Here is a 20117-nt window from a genome sequence, read left to right on the forward strand (position 1 = left end):
GGCTATCAGCAATCCGAGGAGGACGATCATGGCAATCCAGATCGTGATGGACGGCACCGGCGACAGCCGGCACTCTTTCGACCCGAACGACGCACAGGAGCTGGCCAAGGCGGAGCAGCGGTTTTGGGAGCTGACGAAGGTCGGCTTCACCGCCGCGGTCCGGACCGGTGCGGGTCAGGTCTCGCAAATCCGATCGTTCGACCCGAACGCGGAAGAAACCGTGTTCTTCCCCAGGCTGGTCGGCGGGTAAAACGGTCAGCGCCATGTCGCGCCTTACGTCCCTTCTACCAGGCGAACGCTCGCGTATGAGAGCCGTAAGGGCTCTTTTCATCAGACTCCGGGCCGAGCGAACTCCGGAAGGCCGATCCTTGCGGCTTCTGCGGGAGTGGCTGTCGCCGGTGCAACGGACGCAGTTCGCGAAAAAGGGATATTTCGAAGTCGTCGGTGGCGACACGGGCAAGCAGTACAGGATCTATCCGGGCGCCATGTCGAACGTCAGCGAGATCGACGAAAAAGGCCGCCCGAGGCTCGGCCTGTGTTTCCGGACGATGGGCGAACTGCCGATCGGAGACGTGATGCTCGCCCAGAAGATCGCACTGGAAAGCTGCGAGAGCAGCGCCCTCGCGGTGGCCAGAAGATTCGTTCCCAACGTTTTCATGTTCCGGCCAGGCAGGCTTCTCGGCTGAGGGCAGTCTGATTTGAACTTTCGCGCGCCTCCGCAGACCTGCGCGGCTCCATTGGCGCGTCAGCCAGACGAACAAGGTCAAGACCACGATGACGGCAAGAGCGATTCCGCTTTGGCCCTTGCCGACCAACCCCGGGACCGGTCTTTATGTCGGTTGCCGGGGGAAAAGCAGACATCGCCGAAGCGAGGCTAAATCGGCGCTTTTGACCCGTAGCGGTCATGCAGCAGCCAACGATACACGGAATACCACGCGGCCAATTCGTGCTAGCCGCCAGCACCTGCCTTCTTCAGTGATGGACCTGGTGATAATCACTGACGTGGCAATGACACTCTGATCCTCCTGCATGACACGTCTATCCCGGTCGCCATGGTTGCCCTCCACCGGGTCGACGCGTGTCTATCGCGGCGGGATGTTCTGTGCGCCGTGGAATAGATTTCCCGGATCGAATTTGGCCTTGATCTCGGCGAGCCGCGCGTAGAGCCGATCGCCATAGGCGGCGCGCACGCGGGCGTCGCCCTCGTCCTCGGTCATGAAATTGATGTAAGCGGAGCCGCTCGAAAACGGATGGATAGCCGCCCAGTAGTCGCGCGCCCACTCGATATGACGGCGATCCTCCTGCGGATTTTCCCAGGCCGCCTGCACGTTCAACACGTATTGGGCGGTCCGGAAGCCGACGGCGTTGAGCCCGCGATCGAGTTGCGCGGGAGCGCCGCCCAAGTGCATCAAGAGAGCAGCGGAATACGGAGAGGTAATACGTTCGGCATGTTCGACCATCACATCAATCAGGCGCTCGCTCATGTCGGCGAAAAAATCCGACTTCCAGTAATAGCGCCGGCCGAACGGCTGGCCGGAATCGAGCATGGTCTGATGCGCAATGAACGGCTTTATCGTGATCGTATCGGCAGCCGGCTTGCCAAAGCTCTTGAGCGCACGCATCGCATCCTGTCCAGCGGCCTGATCGCCAGTCCAGCATACGGCAATCGCCGCGATTGGCGTGCCGTGCAGTTGCGCGGGCAGGAATGGCGCGGGCGGGGCAATGCGCAGGATAAGCAAACAACACAACTCGTCCGGCGCCGCGGCAGTGATCCGACGAAACTCATGGGCAACGTCGCGCGCGTGTGCCATCGGGTACACGACCATCCCGCATAGCGCCTGCGGTCCGTGTGGATGTGCCTGGAACTCGAAGGACGTGACCGCCCCAAAATTGCCGCCGCCACCCCGCAACGCCCAGAACAGATCGGCGTTCTCGGTTTCGCTGGCATGGCGGCGCTCGCCGTCCGCGGTGACAATATCGACGGACATGAGATTGTCCGCCGCGTACGCGCATTTGCGGGAGGTCCAGCCGAATCCACCGCCCATTGTAAACCCGGCAACACCGGTGTTCGATACGATGCCGCCTGGAACCACCAGGCCGAAGGGCTGCGACTCGTGGTCGACATCCCCCCAGGTGGTGCCGCCCTCTGCGCGCACGATGCGTCTGCCGGGGTCGACACGCACACCGCGCCGCAGGCTCATGTCGATCATCAGCCCACGGTCGCAGAGCGCGGTGCCAGCAATATTGTGTCCACCGCCTCGAATCGACAGCGGCAGTCCGTTCTCGCGGGCGAAGTTCACGCAGGTGACAACGTCCGACGCGCCGCTTACCCGGGCGATGAGCGCCGGCTCTCGGGTGATCATGCCGTTCCAGATCGAGCGCGCTTCGCGGTAACCAGGGTCGGGGGGTTGCAGGAGGGCGCCGCGAAGCGCGGTACGAAGGTCCGCGACTGCTGCTTGACTCAGTCTGTACTCGGGCTGCTGGGCGAGAGTATGGGCCATGACGAGTCTCCAATTTCCGCGCCAGTGGGGAGGGCACCAATATTTGAGTTTTTGTTTCTCATGCTCCTCGTCGTCCGACCAGTCCAAGATCTGTACTAATCAACGTCAGTACACGTTTCATGGCTTCTTCCTCTTGGTTGGAAATTGAGATTTGAAACGGTTCAGTTGCACCCGTTGAAGGCTTGTCGTTCTCTCCTTCGCTACGTGCGACGATCGTCCCCCCTCGGACGCACGTCACCGTAGACGTGTGTCGTAGCGGAAGCCCGAAGGTTCAATCGATATCCGCGGTGGTGGATCGCCTGAGCCGCTTCGGTCAGCTTGTCCGTTTCTACCCCCCACGCCGCCAGCCTCGATCGCGGCCTTGGCGCCATCGCCGGTTCGACGATCAAGGCGGCGAATACCTTGACCACGAACGGTTCGACGTTCGTCTTGCGAGCCGCCGATGTCGCTTGTTTGCCCTTCGCGTCATTTCGCTGCTGCGCAGCAAGCGCGTCGGTTGAGAAGAGAAGCGGACATCGACTTCGATGCGTTACGCCAGCGCGTTTACGAGTACACGCCTAGTTGGCAACAGGGCGCGCAATTTGCGGCTGGGACGCGCGGGGTGCCACGGCGGCCGCAAGCGCCGGTGCGCTGGCGCTGATCAGCTTGCTGATCTCGGGCCGGCAGGCGCCGCAATTGGTTCCCGCCTTCAAGCAGCGTCCGATCGCATCGACGCTGTCGGCGCCTTTCTTGATCTCGCCCGCAATCTGGTTCCGTCCAACGCTGAAGCAGGAGCAGACGATCGGGCCCTTGTCCTCGGCTGCCCCGAATGGCCGCCCCGCCAGCAGCGAAATTCGCGCATTCGCCGACAGTTGCGCTTCCGCGAACAATCCGGTCAGCCACGCCCGCGACGGCAGCGCGTGATCGGGCGCGATGAATACGCAACCCTCGAGCCGGCCGTCGCGCACGGCCGCGTAGCGGAATCGCCCGGCGGCCGGATCGCGATAAGCGATCCATTCGATCTCGACCTGCTCGAGGCCAAGCTGCGCCCTCGCCCAGTCGCGCCAGCTCTCGGGGCGGGCGTCGAGCGCGAGCTCGAGCCGCCAGCAATCGCCCGCCTTGCCCTGAACCCAGTATCCGGATGCGGGACGCCGGATCGCATTGCGGCTGAGAATGAAGGCATGCCATTTCGGCAGATAGGCGTCGGCCTTGACCGGTGTGTGCTTGGACTCCGGCTGTCCGGACAGCGGGTCGACGGCGGGATTGACCAGGGCGTTGACCCGCCCCTCGCCGGCAAACTCCTCGTTCCAGTGCATCGGCACGAACACACAGCCGCGACGCTGGTCGGTGCTGATCACGACGCGCGCGATCATCTCGCCCCAGGGGCTGGTCAACCGCGTCAGCCCGTCATTCGTCACACCGGCGAGCCGCGCATCCTCGGGATGGAATTCGGCATAGGGCTCGAAGACATGCGACAGGAGCCGCGCGGTTTTCCCGGTCCGCGTCATGGTGTGCCACTGGTCCCTGACACGGCCGGTGTTGAGCACCAGCGGATAATCGCGGCTGGTGGCGTTCTGCGCCGCGCGCGGCGTGACCGGCACGAAGCGCGCCTTGCCGTCGGGGGTGAAGAACTTTTGCGTCTCGAACATCCGCGCCGTGCCGGTCGGAGCGTTCCGCGTCACCGGCCACTGCACCGGCGCCAGCGCGTCATAGGCGCGGTCATCGAGCGTCGCCAGCGCCGAGATGTCGAAATCGCGCTTTCCCCCGTTCTCGAAGCCGGACAGCTCGGCGTGCTCGCGGAATACATCGGCCACGGAAGCGTAATCGAAGCCGGCATAGCCCATGCGCTGCGCGACGTCGCAGATGATCCGCCAATCCGCGCGTGCTTCCCCCGGGGCGGTCAGGAACCGGCGCTGCCGCGACATCCGCCGCTCGGAATTGGTGACGGTGCCGTCCTTCTCGCCCCATGCGAGCGCTGGCAACAGCACATCGGCATGGCGCGTGGTGTCGGTGTCGCGCATGCAGTCGGATACGACGACGAGCTCGCAAGCCTCGAGCGCCGCGCGGACGCGATCGGCATCCGGCAGGCTCACCACCGGATTGGTCGAGATGATCCACACCGCCTTGACGCGCTTTTCGGCGATGGCGTCGAACATGTCGACCGCCTTCAGCCCGCCCTTCTCCGCGATGACAGGTGCGCGCCAGAACCGCTGCACCAGGTAGCGATGCGCTGAATTCTCGATCTCCATATGCGCGGCGAGCTGGTTGGCGAGCCCGCCGACCTCGCGGCCGCCCATCGCGTTGGGCTGGCCGGTCAGGGAGAACGGCCCCATGCCAGGACGGCCGATGCGGCCGGTCAAGAGATGGCAATTGATGATGGCATTGACCTTGTCGACGCCACTGGTCGACTGGTTGACGCCTTGCGAATAGAGCGTGACGACGCGCTCGGTCTTGGCGAACCAGTCGAAGAACAGCCCGACCGCGCCTTCGCTCAGGCCGCAGGTCGCGGCCGTCTGCGCAACCGTCTGACCGACCACTTGCGCAAGCGCATCGGCTGCGCCCGTCGTAGAATTGCCGACAAAGGCGCGGTCGATCACGCCGTTGCCAGCGAGATGCGCAAGCAGCCCATTGAACAGCACGGTATCACTGCCCGAGCGCAGCGGCAGATGCAGATCGGCGCCCTCGCAGGTTGCGGTGCGTCGCGGATCGATCACCACGATCCTGCAGGCCGGGTTCTTCTCCTTTGCCGCCAGCATGCGCTGGTGCAGAATCGGGTGGCACCAGGCGGCGTTGGAGCCGACCAGCACCAGCAGATCAGCCTGCTCGAGGTCCTCGTAGCAGCCCGGCACGGTGTCGCTGCCGAACGCGCGCTTGTGGCCGACCACGCTGGAGGCCATGCACAGCCGCGAATTGGTGTCGATATTGGCGGTGCCGACAAAGCCCTTGGCGAGCTTGTTGATGACGTAATAGTCCTCGGTCAAGAGCTGGCCGGAGACGTAGAACGCGACCGCGTCGGGCCCATGCTCCCTGATGATCCGGTTGAAGCCGTCGGCGACATGGTCGAGCGCGTCATCCCACGTGACCGGCGTGCCTTCAATCAGCGGCTCCAGCAACCGTCCTTCCAGACCGATAGTCTCGGCGAGCGCCGAGCCCTTGCTGCACAGCCGGCCGAAATTGGCCGGATGCTGGCGGTCCCCCTCGACGCGGACGGTGCCCGCCGCATCCTTGGACGCGACGACGCCGCAACCGACACCGCAATAGGGGCACGTGGTCTTGACGGACATCGCGCGCCGCTCAGCTCACCGGCTGAACCTGACGTATCGACAGCCACACGATGCCGTTCTCGACCTTGGCCGGATGCGCATGCGTGCAGCCCTCATCGGGTGCGACCGCCTGGCCGCTGGCGAGCTCGATGACGAAATTGTGCAGCGGACAGGTCACGCGCTTGTTGTGCACGATGCCCTGCGACAGTGGCCCGCCCTTGTGCGGGCAGCGGTCGTCGAGTGCGAACACCTCGTCATCCTCGGTGCGGAACACCGCGATGTTGCCGCCCGGCGTACGCACCACGCGCGAGCCGAGCCGCGGAATGTCGGTCAGCGCGCCGATTTCGATCCAGTTGGTCATGCGAGCTCCAATTCGGCGAGCGGGGTGAACTCGTTGCGGTCGACGCCGCTTCTGGCGCGCTCGGCCCACGGATCGCTCTGCGAGAACTGCTGCGAATAGGCGAAGCGTCCGAACAGCGCCTTGCGGTTCTTGACGTCGTCGACCACGCGCTTCCTGATCTGCTCGAGACCAACGCGGTCGCACCATTTGTACATCCGCTCGAGATACCAGCCCTCCTCGCGATAGAGCTGGGTCAGCGCCACGATCACCTCGAGCGCCTCGTCCTCGGTCTCGACCTTGGTCAGGAACTCGGTGCCCTTGATGTGCAACCCGGCGGCGCCGGCGAAATGGATCTCGAAGCCGGAATCGACGCAGACCACGCCGACGTCCTTGCAGGTCGCCTCCGCGCAGTTGCGCGGGCAGCCGGAAACCGCAAGCTTGACCTTGGCCGGCGTCCACGAGCCCCACATGAACTTCTCGATTCGGATGCCGAGGCCGGTGGAATCCTGGGTGCCGAAGCGGCACCATTCCGAGCCGACGCAGGTCTTCACCGTGCGCAGGCCCTTGGCATAGGCGTGGCCGGATACCAGGCCGGCGTCGTTGAGGTCGGCCCACACCGCGGGCAGATCCTCCTTCTTCACGCCCAGCAGGTCGATACGCTGGCCACCGGTGACCTTCACGGTCGGGATGCTGAACTTGTCGGCGACATCGGCGATCGCGCGCAGCTCGTTCGGCGTGGTCACGCCGCCCCACATCCGCGGTACCACCGAATAGGTGCCGTCCTTCTGGATGTTGGCGTGAACGCGCTCATTGATGAAGCGGGACTGCTGGTCGTCGCGATATTCGCCGGGCCAGGTCGCCAACAGATAATAGTTCAGCGCCGGACGGCAGGAGTGGCAGCCGTTCGCGGTCTTCCACTCCATGAAGCGCATCACGTCGGGGATGGTCTTCAGGCTCTGTTCGACGATGACGCGGCGGACGTCGTCATGGCTGTGATCGGTGCACTTGCACAGCGGCTTGACCTTCGGCGCCGCCGAATAGTCGCCGCCGAGCGTGAACGCCAGCACCTGTTCGACGAGGCCGGTACAAGAGCCGCAGGACGACGACGCCTTGGTGTGGGCGCGGACGTCGTCGAGCGTGAACAGCTTCTTGTCGCTGATCGCCTTGACAATCGCGCCCTTGCAGACGCCGTTGCAGCCGCAGATCTCGGTCTCGTCGCTCATCGCGGCGACCGAGTTCTGGCCGCTGATGCCGCCGTCGCCGAGATTGGCGGCGCCGAACACCAGCCGCTCGCGCATATGCGAGACGTCGGTGCCGTCGCGCAGGTGCTGGAAGTACCAGGGGCCGTCGATGGTGTCGCCGTAGAGCACGGCGCCAACGATCTTCTTGTCCTTCAGGATGATGCGCTTGTAGACGCCGCGATTGGCGTCCTGCAGCACGATCTCCTCCTTGTCGGGGCCCGGCGCGAAGTCGCCGGCCGAGAACAGGTCGATTCCCGTGACCTTCAGCTTGGTCGAGGTGACCGAGCCGTCATAGGTGGCAAAGCCCTTCATGGCGAGGTGGTTGGCGCAGACCTTGGCCTGGTCGAACAGCGGCGCGACGAGACCATAGGTCTGGCGGCGGTGCTGCACGCATTCGCCGACCGCGTAGATGCGGCCGTCATAGGTCTGCATGGTGTCGGAGACGACGATGCCGCGCTCGCAGTGCAGGCCGGCCTTCTTCGCAAGCTCGAAGTTCGGACGGATACCGACCGCCATCACCACCAGATCCGCCGGCAGTTCGGTGCCGTCGGCGAAACGCACGCCGGTGACGCGGTCCTCGCCCAGGATCGCTTGTGTCTGCGCCGGCATCTTGAACACCATGCCGCGCTCTTCCAGCGACTTGCGCAGGAGACCGCCGGCGACCGGATCGAGCTGGCGCTCCATCAGCGTATCGAGCAGGTGCACGACGGTGACGTTCATGCCGCGCTTCATCAGGCCGTTGGCGGCTTCGAGGCCGAGCAGTCCGCCGCCGATCACGACCGCGTTCTGATAGCTGGTCGAGGCCTTGATCATGCGGTCGACGTCGTAGATGTCGCGGAAGCCGATCACGCCCGGCAGGTCCTTGCCCGGCAGCGGCAGCATGATCGGATTGGAGCCGGTCGCGATCAGCAGCCGGTCATAGGGGATGCGGTCCCCGGCCTCGGTGACGACCTCGCAGGTGCGGCGGTCGATCATGGTGACCGTCTCGCCCTTGCGCAGCGTGATGTTGTTGTCCTCGTACCAATCGACGGTGTTGAGCATGATGTCGTCGACGGTCTTCTCGCCGGCGAGCACCGGCGACAGCAGGATGCGGTTGTAGTTGCCGTAGGGCTCCGAGCCGAACACGGTGATGTCATAAAGATCGGGGGCACGCTCGAGCAGCGCCTCCACGGTGCGGATGCCGGCCATCCCGTTGCCGATCACCACCAGCCTTTGCTTGATCAGTTTGTCGAGCATGATCTGCCTTTCAAGATTCCGACGACGCCGCTCAACGACGCGGCAGCGTCGACGCTCGGCAAAAGGTTTTGGCGATTTAGGAACGCCCGGCGGCGGGCAAGCGACCGTCGGCAATGGCGGTCTAACGCCTCTTATTCAAAACGCATGCCAATTCGGGGACGGCATTTCCCCGAATAGAATCAATGCCCTGCAATCAACTCCAGAATCGGAGGCTGGCACGCGCGCACGACAGTCGCCCAAATCTTTGGCTTGAACCGTCCATCTCTTGTGCAGTGCCCACTGATCGGCGTCGCCGGCCGTTGCGGCTTGCAGCAGGCGGGCCGATCGGCCGCCCGTCGCGCGCCTCGACAAGCGATACGACGCCGACGTCACCGGACATGGCGGCGAGATCGATCGATTGAAAAGCCTCGCCGACATGCTCGCCATCTCCGGATTGACTAGCGTCGAACGCCGCTCCCATAATCGCTGGCTTTGTGCGCGTCCTGGCCACGCACCAAACAAAGCCAACGATCAAAGCGTCAGCGCACAGGCGAGGAACGGGCTTGTCGGCATCGCGGCGTCCCAGGTTCGGCGAGCAACAGCGGTTCGTGCTGCTTCTCATCGCGCCGGCCGCGCTGCTCCTGATCGCGTTCCAGGTCCTTCCCATCGTCATCGGCGCCAACGCCAGCTTTCGCGACTGGGCGCTCTACAACCCCAGGAAGAGCTGGGTCGGGCTCGCCCATTATCAGGCGGTAATCACCGACCCGGCCTTTCTCTATGTCGTGTTGCCGAACACCTTCGTGTTCATGGTGCTGAGCGTAGCTGGTGCGCTGGCCCTCGGCCTTGCGCTGGCGCTTCTGCTCAACCGCCCCTTCCCCGGGCAGAAGCTGGTGCAGACGGTGCTGCTGCTGCCGCTGATGGTGGCGCCGGTGATCGCCGCGATCATGATCCGCTGGATCTTCAACGACCAATTCGGCATCGTGAATGTGGTGCTGGAGGCGATCGGCCTCGAAGGGCAGCCCTGGCTGGTGCAGCGTTGGAGCGCCTTTGCCATCATCCTCTTGACCGACATCTGGCTGTGGACGCCCTGGTTCACGCTGCTGCTGCTCGCCGGCCTGCAGAGCCTGCCGAAGGAGCCGTTCGAGGCGGCGGCGATCGACGGCACCTCGACCTGGCGCGTGTTCCGCTTCCTCACCCTGCCGATGCTGCGCCCCGTGATCGCCGTCTGCGTGGTGATCCGCGCCATCGACGCCTTCCGCACCTTCGACATCGTGTGGACGCTGACCGGCGGCGGGCCGGGTCGTTCCACCGAATTGTTCAGCCTCTATGCCTATGTCCACGCCTTCCTCAACCTCGATCTCGGCCGCGGCTCGGCGGCGGCGATTATCGGCGCGGCCATCATCCTCGTGCTCGGCGTGGCGCTCTATCGCCTCGTCGACCGTATCGCGAAGGCCTGACCCGATGCCGATGGTGACCCGCCCAAGCCTGCTGCCGCAACTGCCGCGAAGGAGCCGCAAGGCCCTGTTCGCGCTGGCGCTTGCCGGCATCTGCTTCGTCTTCGCTTTTCCGGTGCTGTGGCTGATCCTGACCTCGCTGCGGCCGGAGTCGGGTGTCTATTACGTTCATCGGGGCACCGAATTCACGCTCGGCAATTTCGCCGAGGTGCTGGGCCAGGAGCGGATCGTCGAGGCCTTTATCAACAGCGCGCTGATTGCAACGCTTGCGACCATCTTTTCGCTGCTGGTGACGGTGTCGAGCGGTTACATGCTGTCGCGTTTCGCCGGGCCGGCGTCGCGGATCTGGTTCGGAACCATCTACGTCTTCCGCTGCGTGCCTTACATCTCCTGGGTATTACCGCTCTACTTCGTGGCACAGAGCTGGGGCATCTACGACACCTATGTCGGCCTGCTGCTGCCGCACGTCGCAGTGCATATCTGCTTCTTCTCCTGGCTGATGAAGGGATTCTTCGACGGCATCGATCCATCGATGGAGTATGCCGCCTTGATCGACGGCTGCAGTCGCTGGGGTGCCTTCTTCCGCGTCGCGATCCCCTCCGCCCTGCCCGCGATCTCGGCGCTCGCGGTGCTGTGCTGGCTGTTCACCTGGAACGAGTTCCTGTTCGCGCTGATCCTGACCGGCAACCGCGTGCCGATGATCACGGTGGTGATGGCACAGTTCGTGACCGAGATGGGACTGCGCTGGAACCTGATGGCGGCGACTGCGGTGATGGCGCTGGTGCCGGCCTTCGTGATCGCGCTGTTCGGGCAGAAATACGTGATCCGCGGTTTGCGGATCTGACGAGGAGACGTCCAACAGAGAAGTCCAAGAAGAAAATCGAAACGCTCAAACGCAACGACAATAACGAGGGAGGATAGCCATGCAGAGAGTGGCAAGATGGACGATCGCGGCCGTCGCTGCGCTGGTGGCGGCAACGGGCACCGCCGCCGCACAAGTAACCGAACTGCGGGTCGGCTATCAGCCGAGCCCGATCCAGGATGCCTCGATCGCGATGTTCGAGACCTGGGGCGCCAAGAACGCGGTCAAGATCGTCAAGGTGCCGAACTCCTACGGCGTCTACGTCGAGAAGATGACGGCATCGCTGACCTCGAACTCGGACCAGTACGACGTCATCTGGCACAATGACGATTGGGGCCAGACCTGGGCGCACCTGCTCGAGCCGACCGACGACATCGACGCCAACAAATATGCCGAGAAGTGGGGCATGGCGCCGGTCGTGTTCGCGAACGCGCAAGGCCAGAATACGGTGGTGCCGATGGGCCAGACCTTCAGCGTGTTCTTCTACCGCACCGACCTGGTCAAGCCCGAGGAGGTCCCGAAGACGCTGGATGAACTCGTCAGCGTGAGCAAAAGGCTTCAGGCGGAAGGCAAGGTCAAGTTCGGTTACGTCGGCGGCATGGCAATGAACCACAGCTGGTTCAGTTGGCTCTGGTCGATGTGGGCCAACAATTGCGACGTACTGATGCCCGCCTATGAGCGCGACAACAAGAAGCTGGCCGAGGCCGGCTGGAAGTCGGGACTGAGCGAGCCCTGCATGCAGCAGAACGTCGAATATTGGTGGGATGCGATCAACGTCCACAAGATCGTGCCGCGCGGCATGCCAGCCTACGACCGTAACGAAGCCAATGCGGTGTTCATGGCCGGCGACGCCGCGTTCACCGTCGCGGATACGCTGTGGTGGGGCACCTTCAACGATCCGGCCAAATCGAAGATCGCCGGCAAGGTCGGTGCCGCGCGCTTCCCGCTCGGCCCGAACCGGACCAGGCCGTTCGCCTGGGACGACATCTGGGGCTGGGCCATCCCGAAATCGATCTCGCCCGAGCGCAAGAAGCTCGCCAAGCAAATGCTGGAAGCGATGATGCTCGACGAGGAAGGGCAGATCAAACTGTTCAAGGCAACCGGCGCGCCGCCGCCCAACACCACATTCTGGCCGAAGATCGCCGCACAGGATCCCTTCATGAAGCTCCTGAAGGAGTCGGTGCTGGATTCTCCCGACAAGGTGCGCGGCGCCTATTACTTCCCGCAATGGCCGGCCGTGCACAAGGCCTTCAACGATACGGTCACCAAGGCGGTCACCGGCAAGCGCGAGGATATCGCGAAGGTGCTGGCCGACGGTGCGCCGCTCGTCAGCAAGGCCGCGCAACAGCAGCAGTAACATCGAGCCCGCCGCGCACCCCGCGGCGGGTCATAAGCCAACTGGGTCAGTGACGGCGGAAATGGCAGCGATCAGCCTCAGCAAGCTCAACAAGCATTATGGCACGCTGTTCCACGCCGTGAAGGACGTCGATCTCGAGATCGCCGACAAGGAATTCGTGGCGCTGGTCGGCCCGTCCGGTTGCGGCAAGTCGACGACGTTGCGCATGATTGCGGGCCTCGAGGATGTCACCAGCGGCGAGATCCGCATCGGCGGGCAGCTCGTCAATCACCTCCCGCCGCGCGACCGCGATGTCGCCATGGTGTTCCAGAACTACGCGCTCTACCAGCATATGAGCGTCTACGACAATCTCGCCTTCGGCCTGCGCAACAAGCGCGTCGCCGAGCGTGAGATCAAGGCTGCAATCGACCGCGCCGCCGACATCCTCGGCCTGCACGAGCTGCTGCAGCGCAAGCCGAAGCAGCTGTCGGGCGGCCAGCAGCAGCGCGTCGCGCTCGGCCGCTGCATCGTGCGCAATCCGCGGGTGTTCCTGTTCGACGAGCCGCTGTCGAACCTCGACGCCAAGCTGCGCGCCCGGATGCGCATCGAGATCAAGCGCCTGCATGCCCAGATCCCCACCACGTCGGTGTTCGTCACCCACGACCAGATCGAAGCGATGACGCTGGGCGACCGGGTCGTGATCATGCGCGACGGCCGGGTGCAGCAGATCGGTACGCCACTTGCCGTCTATGAAAGGCCGGCCAACAGGTTCGTCGCCGGGTTCATCGGCGCGCCGGCAATGAACTTCATCGACGTCACCGTGCGCCGTGGTGCCGACGCGATGGCGGTCGAGGCGGCGGGCCTCCGGCTGACAGTCACCGCCGCCGATGCGCGCGCGCTCGCGCCGCATGATGGCCGGCAAGTGGTCATGGGGGTGCGGCCGGAGCATCTGGTGCTCGGCGACAGCGCAAGCGGCTTTAGCTTCGACGCCCGCGTCGAGGTCGTCGAGCAGCTTGGCTCGGAGATCCTGCTGGAGACCAGGGTCGGGGCCGACAGCCTCACGGTGGCCCGCGTGCCCGCGGAAATGAAGGTCGCGCGGGGCGATCAGGTTCGCCTTTCGGCGCAGGTGGGCCGCCTGCACTTCTTCGATCCCGAGAGCGAGCTGCCGATTTCGGGCTGAATGCGGCGCACAAAAAAGCACCAGCCTGCGCGTTTGCGCGGCGGTGCGTGCTTGGCGCATCGGCAAAACCAAGCGTCGCGCGCGATCAGGTTCCACCCGCAACGTGTTGCGATTGCAGGCAAAGCGCCGCCTCCTGTGCGATGGCATGGATATTGCTGAACTGTTTGTGACCGAGCGCGTCTCAACGACGAGCGCCTCACCTTTCAACACATGTTCTGTCCTGTTCGCGCCGACACTTTGCGCCTGCGCGCATTCGTTCGGCCGCATCACCGCGAGGCTGTGCACATGAAGTTTGCTGAGTTCAGGAAGGCAGGTCACTGGCCGACGCTGCTGGCTGCGTTCCTCTACTTCGACATCAGTTTCATGGCGTGGGTCGCGCTCGGCCCGCTGATCGTCTACATCGCGCGCGACATGAACCTCGCGGTGAACGAGAAGTTCACGCTGGTCGCGATCCCGGTGCTGGCGGGCGCGCTGCTGCGCGTGCCTATGGGAATCCTCGCCGACATCATCGGCGCTAAGCGCACCGGCATTATCGCCCAGGTCGTCGTCATCGCCGCAACCGTGGCGGTCTGGCATTCCGGGCTGAACAGCAAGCTTGCGATCGAGCTGTTTGGCCTCGCGCTCGGCGTCGGCGGCGCCTCCTTTGCCGTCGCCCTGCCCCAGGCCAGCCGCTGGTACCCGCCGCAATATCAGGGCGTGGTGATGGGGATTGCCGGCGCCGGCAATATGGGCGTGGTGCTCGACACGCTGCTTGCGCCCTCGATCGCTGAACATTGGGGCTGGCAGGCCGTGTTCGGCTGCCTCCTGATCCCGATGCTGATGGTGCTGGCCTACTACATTGTCGCGGCCAAGGATGCGCCGGGCGAGCGCAAGCCGATCTCGCTGAAGGCCTATGGCGCGCTGCTCAGGGATTCCGACAGCCGCTGGTTCATGTTCTTCTATTTCATCACTTTCGGCGGCTTCGTCGGCCTCGCCAACGCGCTGCCGCTCTATTTCACCGTGCAGTACCACGTCTCCGGCGTCGCAGCCGGCCTTCTGGTTGCGCTGATCGTCGCCTTCGGCTCGGGCTTCCGCCCGGTCGGCGGCCTGATCGCCGACCGCATCGGCGGCATCCGCTCGCTGTCGATCCTGTTCGGCGTCGTGGTTGCGGCCTATGTCGTGATCGCGTTCATGCCGGAAGGCCCGACCGCACCGGCACCTAGCGGCTGGTCGCTCGCCGAGATGCCGCGCATCGCCTGGATCTCGGTGCTGCTGTTCTCGCTCGGGACGCTGGCGCTCGGCATGGGCAACGGCGCGGTGTTCCAGCTGATCCCGCTGCGCTTCCGCCACGAGATCGGCCTGATGACGGGCCTCGTCGGCTGCGCCGGCGGCGTCGGCGGCTTCTTCCTGGCGCAGACGCTCGGCACCGCCAAGGGCATGACCGGCGGTTTCGGCGCCGGCTTCCTGTTCTTCGGCTTCCTGGCGTTGCTTGGCTTCATCGGACTTGCCATGGTCAAGGTCCGCTGGCGCACCACCTGGGGCGCGGTGTCGGGAGCGCGCGTCTGACGACTCCGCTCCGCAAGGTGACGGGGCTCGGGCGTGGCGAACGGTTCGCAACGGGATCTTGGGGTACGCGTCGGTTTCGCCAGCGAGACCGGCAAGCGCGCGGCCAATGAGGACTATGTCGCGGCCTGTCTCGACCGGCCGGGCGCGACAAGTCGCGACGTCGTTGCTGCGGTCGCCGACGGCGTCGGCGGCCACAAGGGCGGACGCGAGGCCGCGGAGGTCGCGGTCCGCAGCTTCATCGATGCTTACTATTCGTTGCCGGAAACGCTCGGCGTTCGCCGCCGCGCCGCGCGGGCGCTGGAGGCGGCCAATAGCTGGATCTACAGCCAGGGCCGCGTCGACGCTGCGCGCAGCGGCATGGCCTGCGCGTTCTCCTCGGTCATCCTGTCGCGGCGGCTGTGCCATGTCATCCATATCGGCGACACCCGCGCCTACCGCCTGAGCGAGGGCCGGCTAGAGCGGTTGACGCAGGACCACATCGCCGGCCGCGGCGATCTTGCGCACATGCTCAACCGCGCCATCGGCTTTGAGGAGTTCGCGCGCTTCGACTATGCGACCGTCGGGCTCCGACAGCACGATCGCCTCTTGATCTGCAGCGACGGCGTGCATGGTGCGCTCGGCGACCAGCGCCTCCAGGATCTGCTCGGGGAACGCACCCCGCCGGAGGAATCCGCGCGCGCCATTGTCGATGCCGCGCTCACCGCCGGCAGCACCGACAACACCACCGCGCTGGTGCTCGACGTCGTCGACCTGCCGCCGGCGGATCGCGACGAGCTGACGCACGCGATCGCGACCCTGCCGATCCTCGATCTGCCCAAGGCCGGCGAGGTGATCGACGATTTCGCGCTCGGCGAGGTGCTGTCCGACGGACGCTACAGCCGCCTGTTCAAGGCGACCGACAAGCGGCGGGGCCGCGAGGTCGTCTTGAAGTTTCCCCATCCGCGCGTCGCTTCCGAAGGCTCCTACCGCCTCGCCTTCGTGCGCGAGGCTTGGGTCGCCGCGCGCGTCCGCAGCCTCTGGATCGGCGAGATCATCGAACTGCCGGCCGAACGGCAGACCCGGCTCTATTCGGCGATGCCGCTCTACGAGGGCGAGACGCTGGAGCAGCGGCTCAACCGCGCGCCGCGCCTGTCGCTGACGGAGGGCATCGGCATCGCCACAAAACTGGTGCGCGCGGTGACGGCGCTGCACCGCGCCGGCATCATCCATCGCGACATCAAGCCCGATAATGTGATCCTGCTGAAGGACGGTGGCTTGCGCCTGGTCGATCTCGGGGTTGCGCGCGTGCCGCTCCTGGAGGACTTCCCCGCCGAGGATATTCCGGGCACCGCGAGCTACATGGCCCCCGAACTGTTCGGCGGCAAGGCCGGCGACGAGGCCTCCGACCTGTTCGCGCTCGGCGTCACCGTCTACCGCATGTTCACGGCGAACTATCCGTTCGGCGAGATCGAGCCGTTCTCGCGCCCACGCTTCGGCAAGCCCGCGCCGCTGTCGCGCTATCGCCCGGACCTGCCGGCCTGGCTCGACGCCGTGATCGGCAGGGCGCTTAGCGTCGAACCCGCGCAGCGCTTCGGCGACGCCATCGAATTCGCTCACGAACTGGAGAACGGCGCGACCTGGGCCGGCCCCGCGGCCACCACCCGCAAATCGCTGCACGACCGCGATCCCGTGACGTTCTGGAAGGTGCTGTGCGCGATCCTGGCCGTGATCATCGTGGTGCTGCTGGCGAGGCATTAGTCCGACGGCCTCGCCGGCGACACTGCACAAAGCAGTAGCCGACTCCGCGAACGCGGAATAAAATACAACCTTCAAGCGCAGGAGGTAACAATGGGCCTCGCCAAGTTCTTTGTAATCCTGATCGCGGTCCTACTGGGGGCAGCCTTCTTGTACGCGGGAGTTGGTGGCGTAATCCCGATGCTGGAGTACGAGGGCGCGAAAGCGTATGGCGTACCCATCGGCATCGTGTTTCTCGTGGTCGCCGTCTTATTGGCCAAGTTCTGGGTGCCCACCTCTCGGACGACCTACACGACTGAATATGAATACAGGTCTGGCGGCGACGGATCCGGTGACGACATCATTTCGAAATCCAAAGTGACCGCCACGATCGACAGAACATTCGGTAAATTTGAGCCGTAGAAGTATCTCGACGGTCATCCGCTGATCGGTCTCAACCCGGATGCGAAGCGCTATGACAGCATCCTGCTGCCGTTCGTGCCGTGCGACGTCCCTGCACGCGCCTTGCGCGTCCCGCCGTAAGCCCCCACGGCATTCCTTCAACCAGGGATCGGGTGCAGCCTGGCCAGTTGGTCGATCGGCAGCTCGGCTTCCCGATCCGTCAGCGGGAAGCGGACAATCACGTCCTGTCGGGAGAGCTGTCCCCACAGCGCATCCGAAGACCATTTCTGCGCCTCGGGCCCGCGCAGGCCGTCGACCCAAACGAGATACCACTCCGTCATCGGAAGCGTCCAAGCACCGGCATACCGCAAAGATTGGCGCGTCATCGGCCAACTCGCAACCGACGATTTGGCGCGGCGCTGAGATCCAGCCAGCCCCGGCGCATCAGGCCGTGATGACGCGTCCGGTCGACTTGTCGAACAGATGCGCCTTGTCGAGGTCGAGCGCGACGTCGAAGGGACGATCCGGCTCCGCAGCGACGCCAACCTGCATCTGCGCGGTGAATGGAAAGTCGCCGACCTTTCCGATCACGAGGGTGTGAGGGCCGAGCGGCTCGACGTCCTTCACGACCATGCGGATCGCACAGCCGGCCGGTGCGCCATGGTGACTGATATGGTCCGGCCGCACGCCAAGCACGACAGGCTTGCCGATGCTGCGCCGATAGGCGGTCTCACGGCTCTTCGGCAAGACCAGCATTGTGCCTGATGGTTCGGTGAAGCACAGCGCCCCATCGCGGGCGGCGATCTCGCCGTGAATGAAATTCATGCTGGGCGCGCCGATGAAGCCGGCGACAAACAGATTATCCGGCTTCTCGTAGAGCGTGATCGGATCGGCCGCCTGCTCGATGCGGCCGCCGTTCATCACGACGACGCGGTCGGCCATGGTCATGGCCTCGACCTGATCGTGGGTAACGTAGACGATGGTCTTGGCCAACCGCCGATGCAGCGCCTTGATCTCGGTGCGCATCTCGATCCGAAGCTTGGCATCGAGGTTGGACAGCGGCTCGTCGAACAGGAAGACGTCCGGGCTGCGCACGATGGCGCGCCCGATGGCAACGCGCTGGCGCTGGCCGCCGGACAATTGCTTGGGCCGGCGATCGAGGTATTGCTCGAGATTGAGCACGCGCGCGACGTCCTTGACCGCCTTTTCAATACCGGCGCGCGGTTCGCCCCGCACCTTCATGCCGTAGCCGATGTTCTCGCCGACGGTCATGTGCGGATACAGCGCATAGTTCTGGAACACCATGGCGCAGTTTCGCAAGCCGGGGCGCAGGTTCGTCACGTCGCGTCCGCCGATGCGGATGGCGCCGCCGGTGACGGTCTCGAGCCCCGCGATCATGCGCAGGGTCGTCGTCTTGCCGCAGCCGGACGGGCCGACAAGCACGACGAACTCCTCGTCGCGCACGGTGAGATCAAGCCCCTCAATGATCTTGTAGGGTCCGTATGCCTTGCTGACGTTATCGATTTCGACGTTGGCCATAGAATTCCGTTTGTCTCATTATCGACGGCGATCGAGAGCCCGGATGGCGCTTGCGCGTCATCCGGGCCGTCTCGAGTGCACGCGAGTTAGCACGCTACTTCTTGGGCGGCAGGCCCATCGCCGCCCGATAGGCTGCGAGCTGCTTGGCGCGGCCGAACTCGTCGGTCAGCCGATTCCATTCCTTCGCCACCGTGTCGAGCGCGGCCTGCGGCGTGGTCTGGCCGGCAAGCGCCTTGCCGAGCTCGATCTCCACCACTTCGGTGTAGGAGAAATAGCCGGGCAGACGCATGTCGAGCGCGACATTCTTGCCGTTGATGGAGTCGGCCTGCGCGCCGAGATATTCCTTGGCCTCAACAGGCGTGAAGATCTTGCTCCACAGCTGCAGATTGGCGGTGTGCGACTTGCGATACGGGTTGACGCCGGTGCCGCCGGTGATCGCCGCCTGGCCGGAGACCTCGGGGCCCGTCAACGTCTTGATGAAGTCCCAGGCCGCCTGCTGGTGCTTGCCGGCCTTCGGCACCGCAATCTGCCAGCCGCCGAACGCCATGAAGGGCGACGGCAGCACCGCCGGGAACTTGTCCCATTTCTTGGTCTTCGCATTCCAGATCTCGTCGGAGCCGGGCAGCACCGCCGAGCCGACCTTGCCCGATATCTTCGACTGCTTGGGATCGGCCGCGATCACGCCGGTGTCGCCCCAGCCGATCGACTCCGCCACCTGGCCGCCGGCGACCGCTGCGTTCACCTCGCCGAACGAGAAGTTCAGCGCATTCGGCGGTCCGAGCTTCGAGGCGCGGATGTACTCCTCGAGCCCCTTCACCCAGCCCGGATTGTTGATCTGGGCGTCCATCGTTTCGGGATCGAAGAACATCGCGCCCGGGTAGTTCGGATTGTTGGTGTAGGCGGCCGCGTGGCTGAAGAAGAACCAGAACTGCTGGCCGCCGCGGCGGAAGGCTTCGGCCGTGCCCCACAGCCCCTTGTCCGGCCGCTGGAAGAACTCGGCGATGTCGAGATACTGCTTCCACGTCTTCGGCGGCGCGAGGTCATAGCCATACTTGGCCTTGAACGCGTCCTTCTCCTTGGGATCGTCGAACAGATCCTTGCGGTAGGTGTAGGTGTGAACGTCGCCGTCCATGGACTGCGAGTAGATCTTGCCCTCCCAGACCATCAGGCGTTCGCGATAGGCCGGCTCGACGTCGTCCCAATCCTTGCCCGCCTGCATGTCCTTCGGCATCTCGCTGAGATAGGCGACGAAGTCGGGCAACCACGCCGGTGCAAAGCTGACGAGATCGAACGTCGCGTCGTTCGCGGTCAGCGAGGTCGCGATCTTCGGATAGAGCTCCGACCACGGAAATTCGACGACATTGACCTTGCCGCAGGTCTTCTTGGTCCACTCGTCCGCACCGAGCTTGAGCGCCGACGCGATGTACGGCCCGGTCTGCGATGCCACCGTCAGTGTGACGCCGGAATAGTCAGGACTGCAGGCGGCGTAAACCTGGCCTCCACCGCAGACGGTCGCCAGCGACGTCGCAAGCATTAGGAACGTTCTT

16 protein-coding genes are annotated in these 20117 nt (G+C 64.7%); 9 read left to right on the forward strand and 7 right to left on the reverse strand.

Going from position 1 to position 20117, the window contains the following annotated elements; translation table 11 throughout:
* Positions 1–28 precede the first annotated feature (28 nt).
* Positions 29–250 carry a hypothetical protein gene (locus ACFFWD_RS01470; RefSeq protein WP_376960704.1) on the forward strand — a complete coding sequence of 74 codons (222 nt, stop codon included), beginning with the start codon at positions 29–31 and terminating at the stop codon, positions 248–250.
* A gap of 118 nt (positions 251–368) precedes the next feature.
* Positions 369–686: a hypothetical protein gene (locus ACFFWD_RS01475; protein WP_376960706.1), complete on the forward strand. Its 318-nt coding sequence runs from the start codon at positions 369–371 to the stop codon at positions 684–686.
* 396 nt (positions 687–1082) lie between these two features.
* On the opposite strand, the gene ACFFWD_RS01480 is transcribed toward ACFFWD_RS01475, so the two are convergent.
* The 4 genes from ACFFWD_RS01480 to nirB all read right to left on the reverse strand — a co-directional run bounded on the left by ACFFWD_RS01480 (position 1083) and on the right by nirB (position 8545).
* The gene (locus ACFFWD_RS01480) at positions 1083–2501 is read right to left on the reverse strand and encodes an FAD-binding oxidoreductase (RefSeq protein ID WP_376960708.1); all 1419 of its coding nucleotides are present in this window, start codon (positions 2499–2501) and stop codon (positions 1083–1085) included.
* A 557-nt stretch (positions 2502–3058) separates the two neighbouring features.
* Positions 3059–5764 carry a molybdopterin-dependent oxidoreductase gene (locus tag ACFFWD_RS01485; protein WP_376960710.1) on the reverse strand — a complete coding sequence of 902 codons (2706 nt, stop codon included), beginning with the start codon at positions 5762–5764 and terminating at the stop codon, positions 3059–3061.
* Positions 5765–5774: 10 nt separating this feature from the next.
* Complete coding sequence (gene nirD / locus ACFFWD_RS01490; RefSeq protein ID WP_376960712.1) at positions 5775–6104, reverse strand: nitrite reductase small subunit NirD; 330 nt, start codon at positions 6102–6104, stop codon at positions 5775–5777.
* Positions 6101–8545, reverse strand: a complete 2445-nt coding sequence (nirB, locus tag ACFFWD_RS01495; protein WP_376960872.1) for a nitrite reductase large subunit NirB — start codon at positions 8543–8545, stop codon at positions 6101–6103. The genes nirD and nirB overlap by 4 nt, the downstream gene beginning before the upstream one ends.
* Before the next feature lie 557 nt (positions 8546–9102).
* Between nirB and ACFFWD_RS01500 the strand changes: the two genes are divergently transcribed.
* From ACFFWD_RS01500 to ACFFWD_RS01530, 7 genes are all read left to right on the forward strand, one after another.
* Positions 9103–9996 (forward strand): carbohydrate ABC transporter permease, encoded by an 894-nt coding sequence (locus ACFFWD_RS01500; RefSeq protein WP_376960714.1) that lies wholly within the window; start codon positions 9103–9105, stop codon positions 9994–9996.
* Between the two features lie 4 nt (positions 9997–10000).
* Positions 10001–10837, forward strand: a complete 837-nt coding sequence (locus tag ACFFWD_RS01505; RefSeq protein WP_376960716.1) for a carbohydrate ABC transporter permease — start codon at positions 10001–10003, stop codon at positions 10835–10837.
* A gap of 79 nt (positions 10838–10916) precedes the next feature.
* Positions 10917–12212, forward strand: a complete 1296-nt coding sequence (locus tag ACFFWD_RS01510) for an ABC transporter substrate-binding protein (RefSeq protein WP_376960718.1) — start codon at positions 10917–10919, stop codon at positions 12210–12212.
* A 61-nt stretch (positions 12213–12273) separates the two neighbouring features.
* The gene (locus ACFFWD_RS01515) at positions 12274–13371 is read left to right on the forward strand and encodes an ABC transporter ATP-binding protein (RefSeq protein WP_376960720.1); all 1098 of its coding nucleotides are present in this window, start codon (positions 12274–12276) and stop codon (positions 13369–13371) included.
* Positions 13372–13656: 285 nt separating this feature from the next.
* Positions 13657–14916 (forward strand): MFS transporter, encoded by a 1260-nt coding sequence (locus ACFFWD_RS01520; protein WP_376960722.1) that lies wholly within the window; start codon positions 13657–13659, stop codon positions 14914–14916.
* A 33-nt stretch (positions 14917–14949) separates the two neighbouring features.
* Positions 14950–16653, forward strand: a complete 1704-nt coding sequence (locus ACFFWD_RS01525) for a bifunctional protein-serine/threonine kinase/phosphatase (protein WP_376960724.1) — start codon at positions 14950–14952, stop codon at positions 16651–16653.
* 90 nt (positions 16654–16743) lie between these two features.
* The gene (locus ACFFWD_RS01530) at positions 16744–17052 is read left to right on the forward strand and encodes a hypothetical protein (RefSeq protein WP_376960726.1); all 309 of its coding nucleotides are present in this window, start codon (positions 16744–16746) and stop codon (positions 17050–17052) included.
* Between the two features lie 137 nt (positions 17053–17189).
* Here the strand turns inward: ACFFWD_RS01530 and ACFFWD_RS01535 are convergent, their stop codons facing one another.
* The 3 genes from ACFFWD_RS01535 to ACFFWD_RS01545 form a co-directional block, all read right to left on the reverse strand.
* Entirely contained in the window at positions 17190–17372 is a 183-nt protein-coding gene (locus ACFFWD_RS01535; protein WP_376960728.1) for a hypothetical protein, read from the reverse strand.
* A gap of 103 nt (positions 17373–17475) precedes the next feature.
* Positions 17476–18570, reverse strand: coding sequence for an ABC transporter ATP-binding protein (locus ACFFWD_RS01540; RefSeq protein WP_376960730.1), 1095 nt, complete (start codon positions 18568–18570; stop codon positions 17476–17478).
* Between the two features lie 94 nt (positions 18571–18664).
* On the reverse strand, positions 18665–20104 hold the full coding sequence (locus tag ACFFWD_RS01545; RefSeq protein WP_376960874.1) for an extracellular solute-binding protein: 1440 nt from the start codon (positions 20102–20104) through the stop codon (positions 18665–18667).
* Positions 20105–20117: the final 13 nt, after the last annotated feature.

The organism is Bradyrhizobium erythrophlei (assembly GCF_042430365.1).
Taxonomy (GTDB): Bacteria; Pseudomonadota; Alphaproteobacteria; order Rhizobiales; family Xanthobacteraceae; genus Bradyrhizobium; species Bradyrhizobium erythrophlei.

Excerpts from the sequence above, each read along its gene's own strand:
- ACFFWD_RS01470 (WP_376960704.1), top strand. The coding sequence starts at position 29 with ATGGCAATCCAGATCGTGATGGACGGCACCGGCGACAGCCGGCACTCT.
- ACFFWD_RS01480 (WP_376960708.1), bottom strand. The coding sequence starts at position 2,501 with ATGGCCCATACTCTCGCCCAGCAGCCCGAGTACAGACTGAGTCAAGCA.
- ACFFWD_RS01485 (WP_376960710.1), bottom strand. The coding sequence starts at position 5,764 with ATGTCCGTCAAGACCACGTGCCCCTATTGCGGTGTCGGTTGCGGCGTC.
- nirD (WP_376960712.1), bottom strand. The coding sequence starts at position 6,104 with ATGACCAACTGGATCGAAATCGGCGCGCTGACCGACATTCCGCGGCTC.
- ACFFWD_RS01505 (WP_376960716.1), top strand. The coding sequence starts at position 10,001 with ATGCCGATGGTGACCCGCCCAAGCCTGCTGCCGCAACTGCCGCGAAGG.
- ACFFWD_RS01510 (WP_376960718.1), top strand. The coding sequence starts at position 10,917 with ATGCAGAGAGTGGCAAGATGGACGATCGCGGCCGTCGCTGCGCTGGTG.
- ACFFWD_RS01515 (WP_376960720.1), top strand. The coding sequence starts at position 12,274 with ATGGCAGCGATCAGCCTCAGCAAGCTCAACAAGCATTATGGCACGCTG.
- ACFFWD_RS01520 (WP_376960722.1), top strand. The coding sequence starts at position 13,657 with ATGAAGTTTGCTGAGTTCAGGAAGGCAGGTCACTGGCCGACGCTGCTG.
- ACFFWD_RS01530 (WP_376960726.1), top strand. The coding sequence starts at position 16,744 with ATGGGCCTCGCCAAGTTCTTTGTAATCCTGATCGCGGTCCTACTGGGG.
- ACFFWD_RS01535 (WP_376960728.1), bottom strand. The coding sequence starts at position 17,372 with ATGACGGAGTGGTATCTCGTTTGGGTCGACGGCCTGCGCGGGCCCGAG.
- ACFFWD_RS01540 (WP_376960730.1), bottom strand. The coding sequence starts at position 18,570 with ATGGCCAACGTCGAAATCGATAACGTCAGCAAGGCATACGGACCCTAC.
- ACFFWD_RS01545 (WP_376960874.1), bottom strand. The coding sequence starts at position 20,104 with ATGCTTGCGACGTCGCTGGCGACCGTCTGCGGTGGAGGCCAGGTTTAC.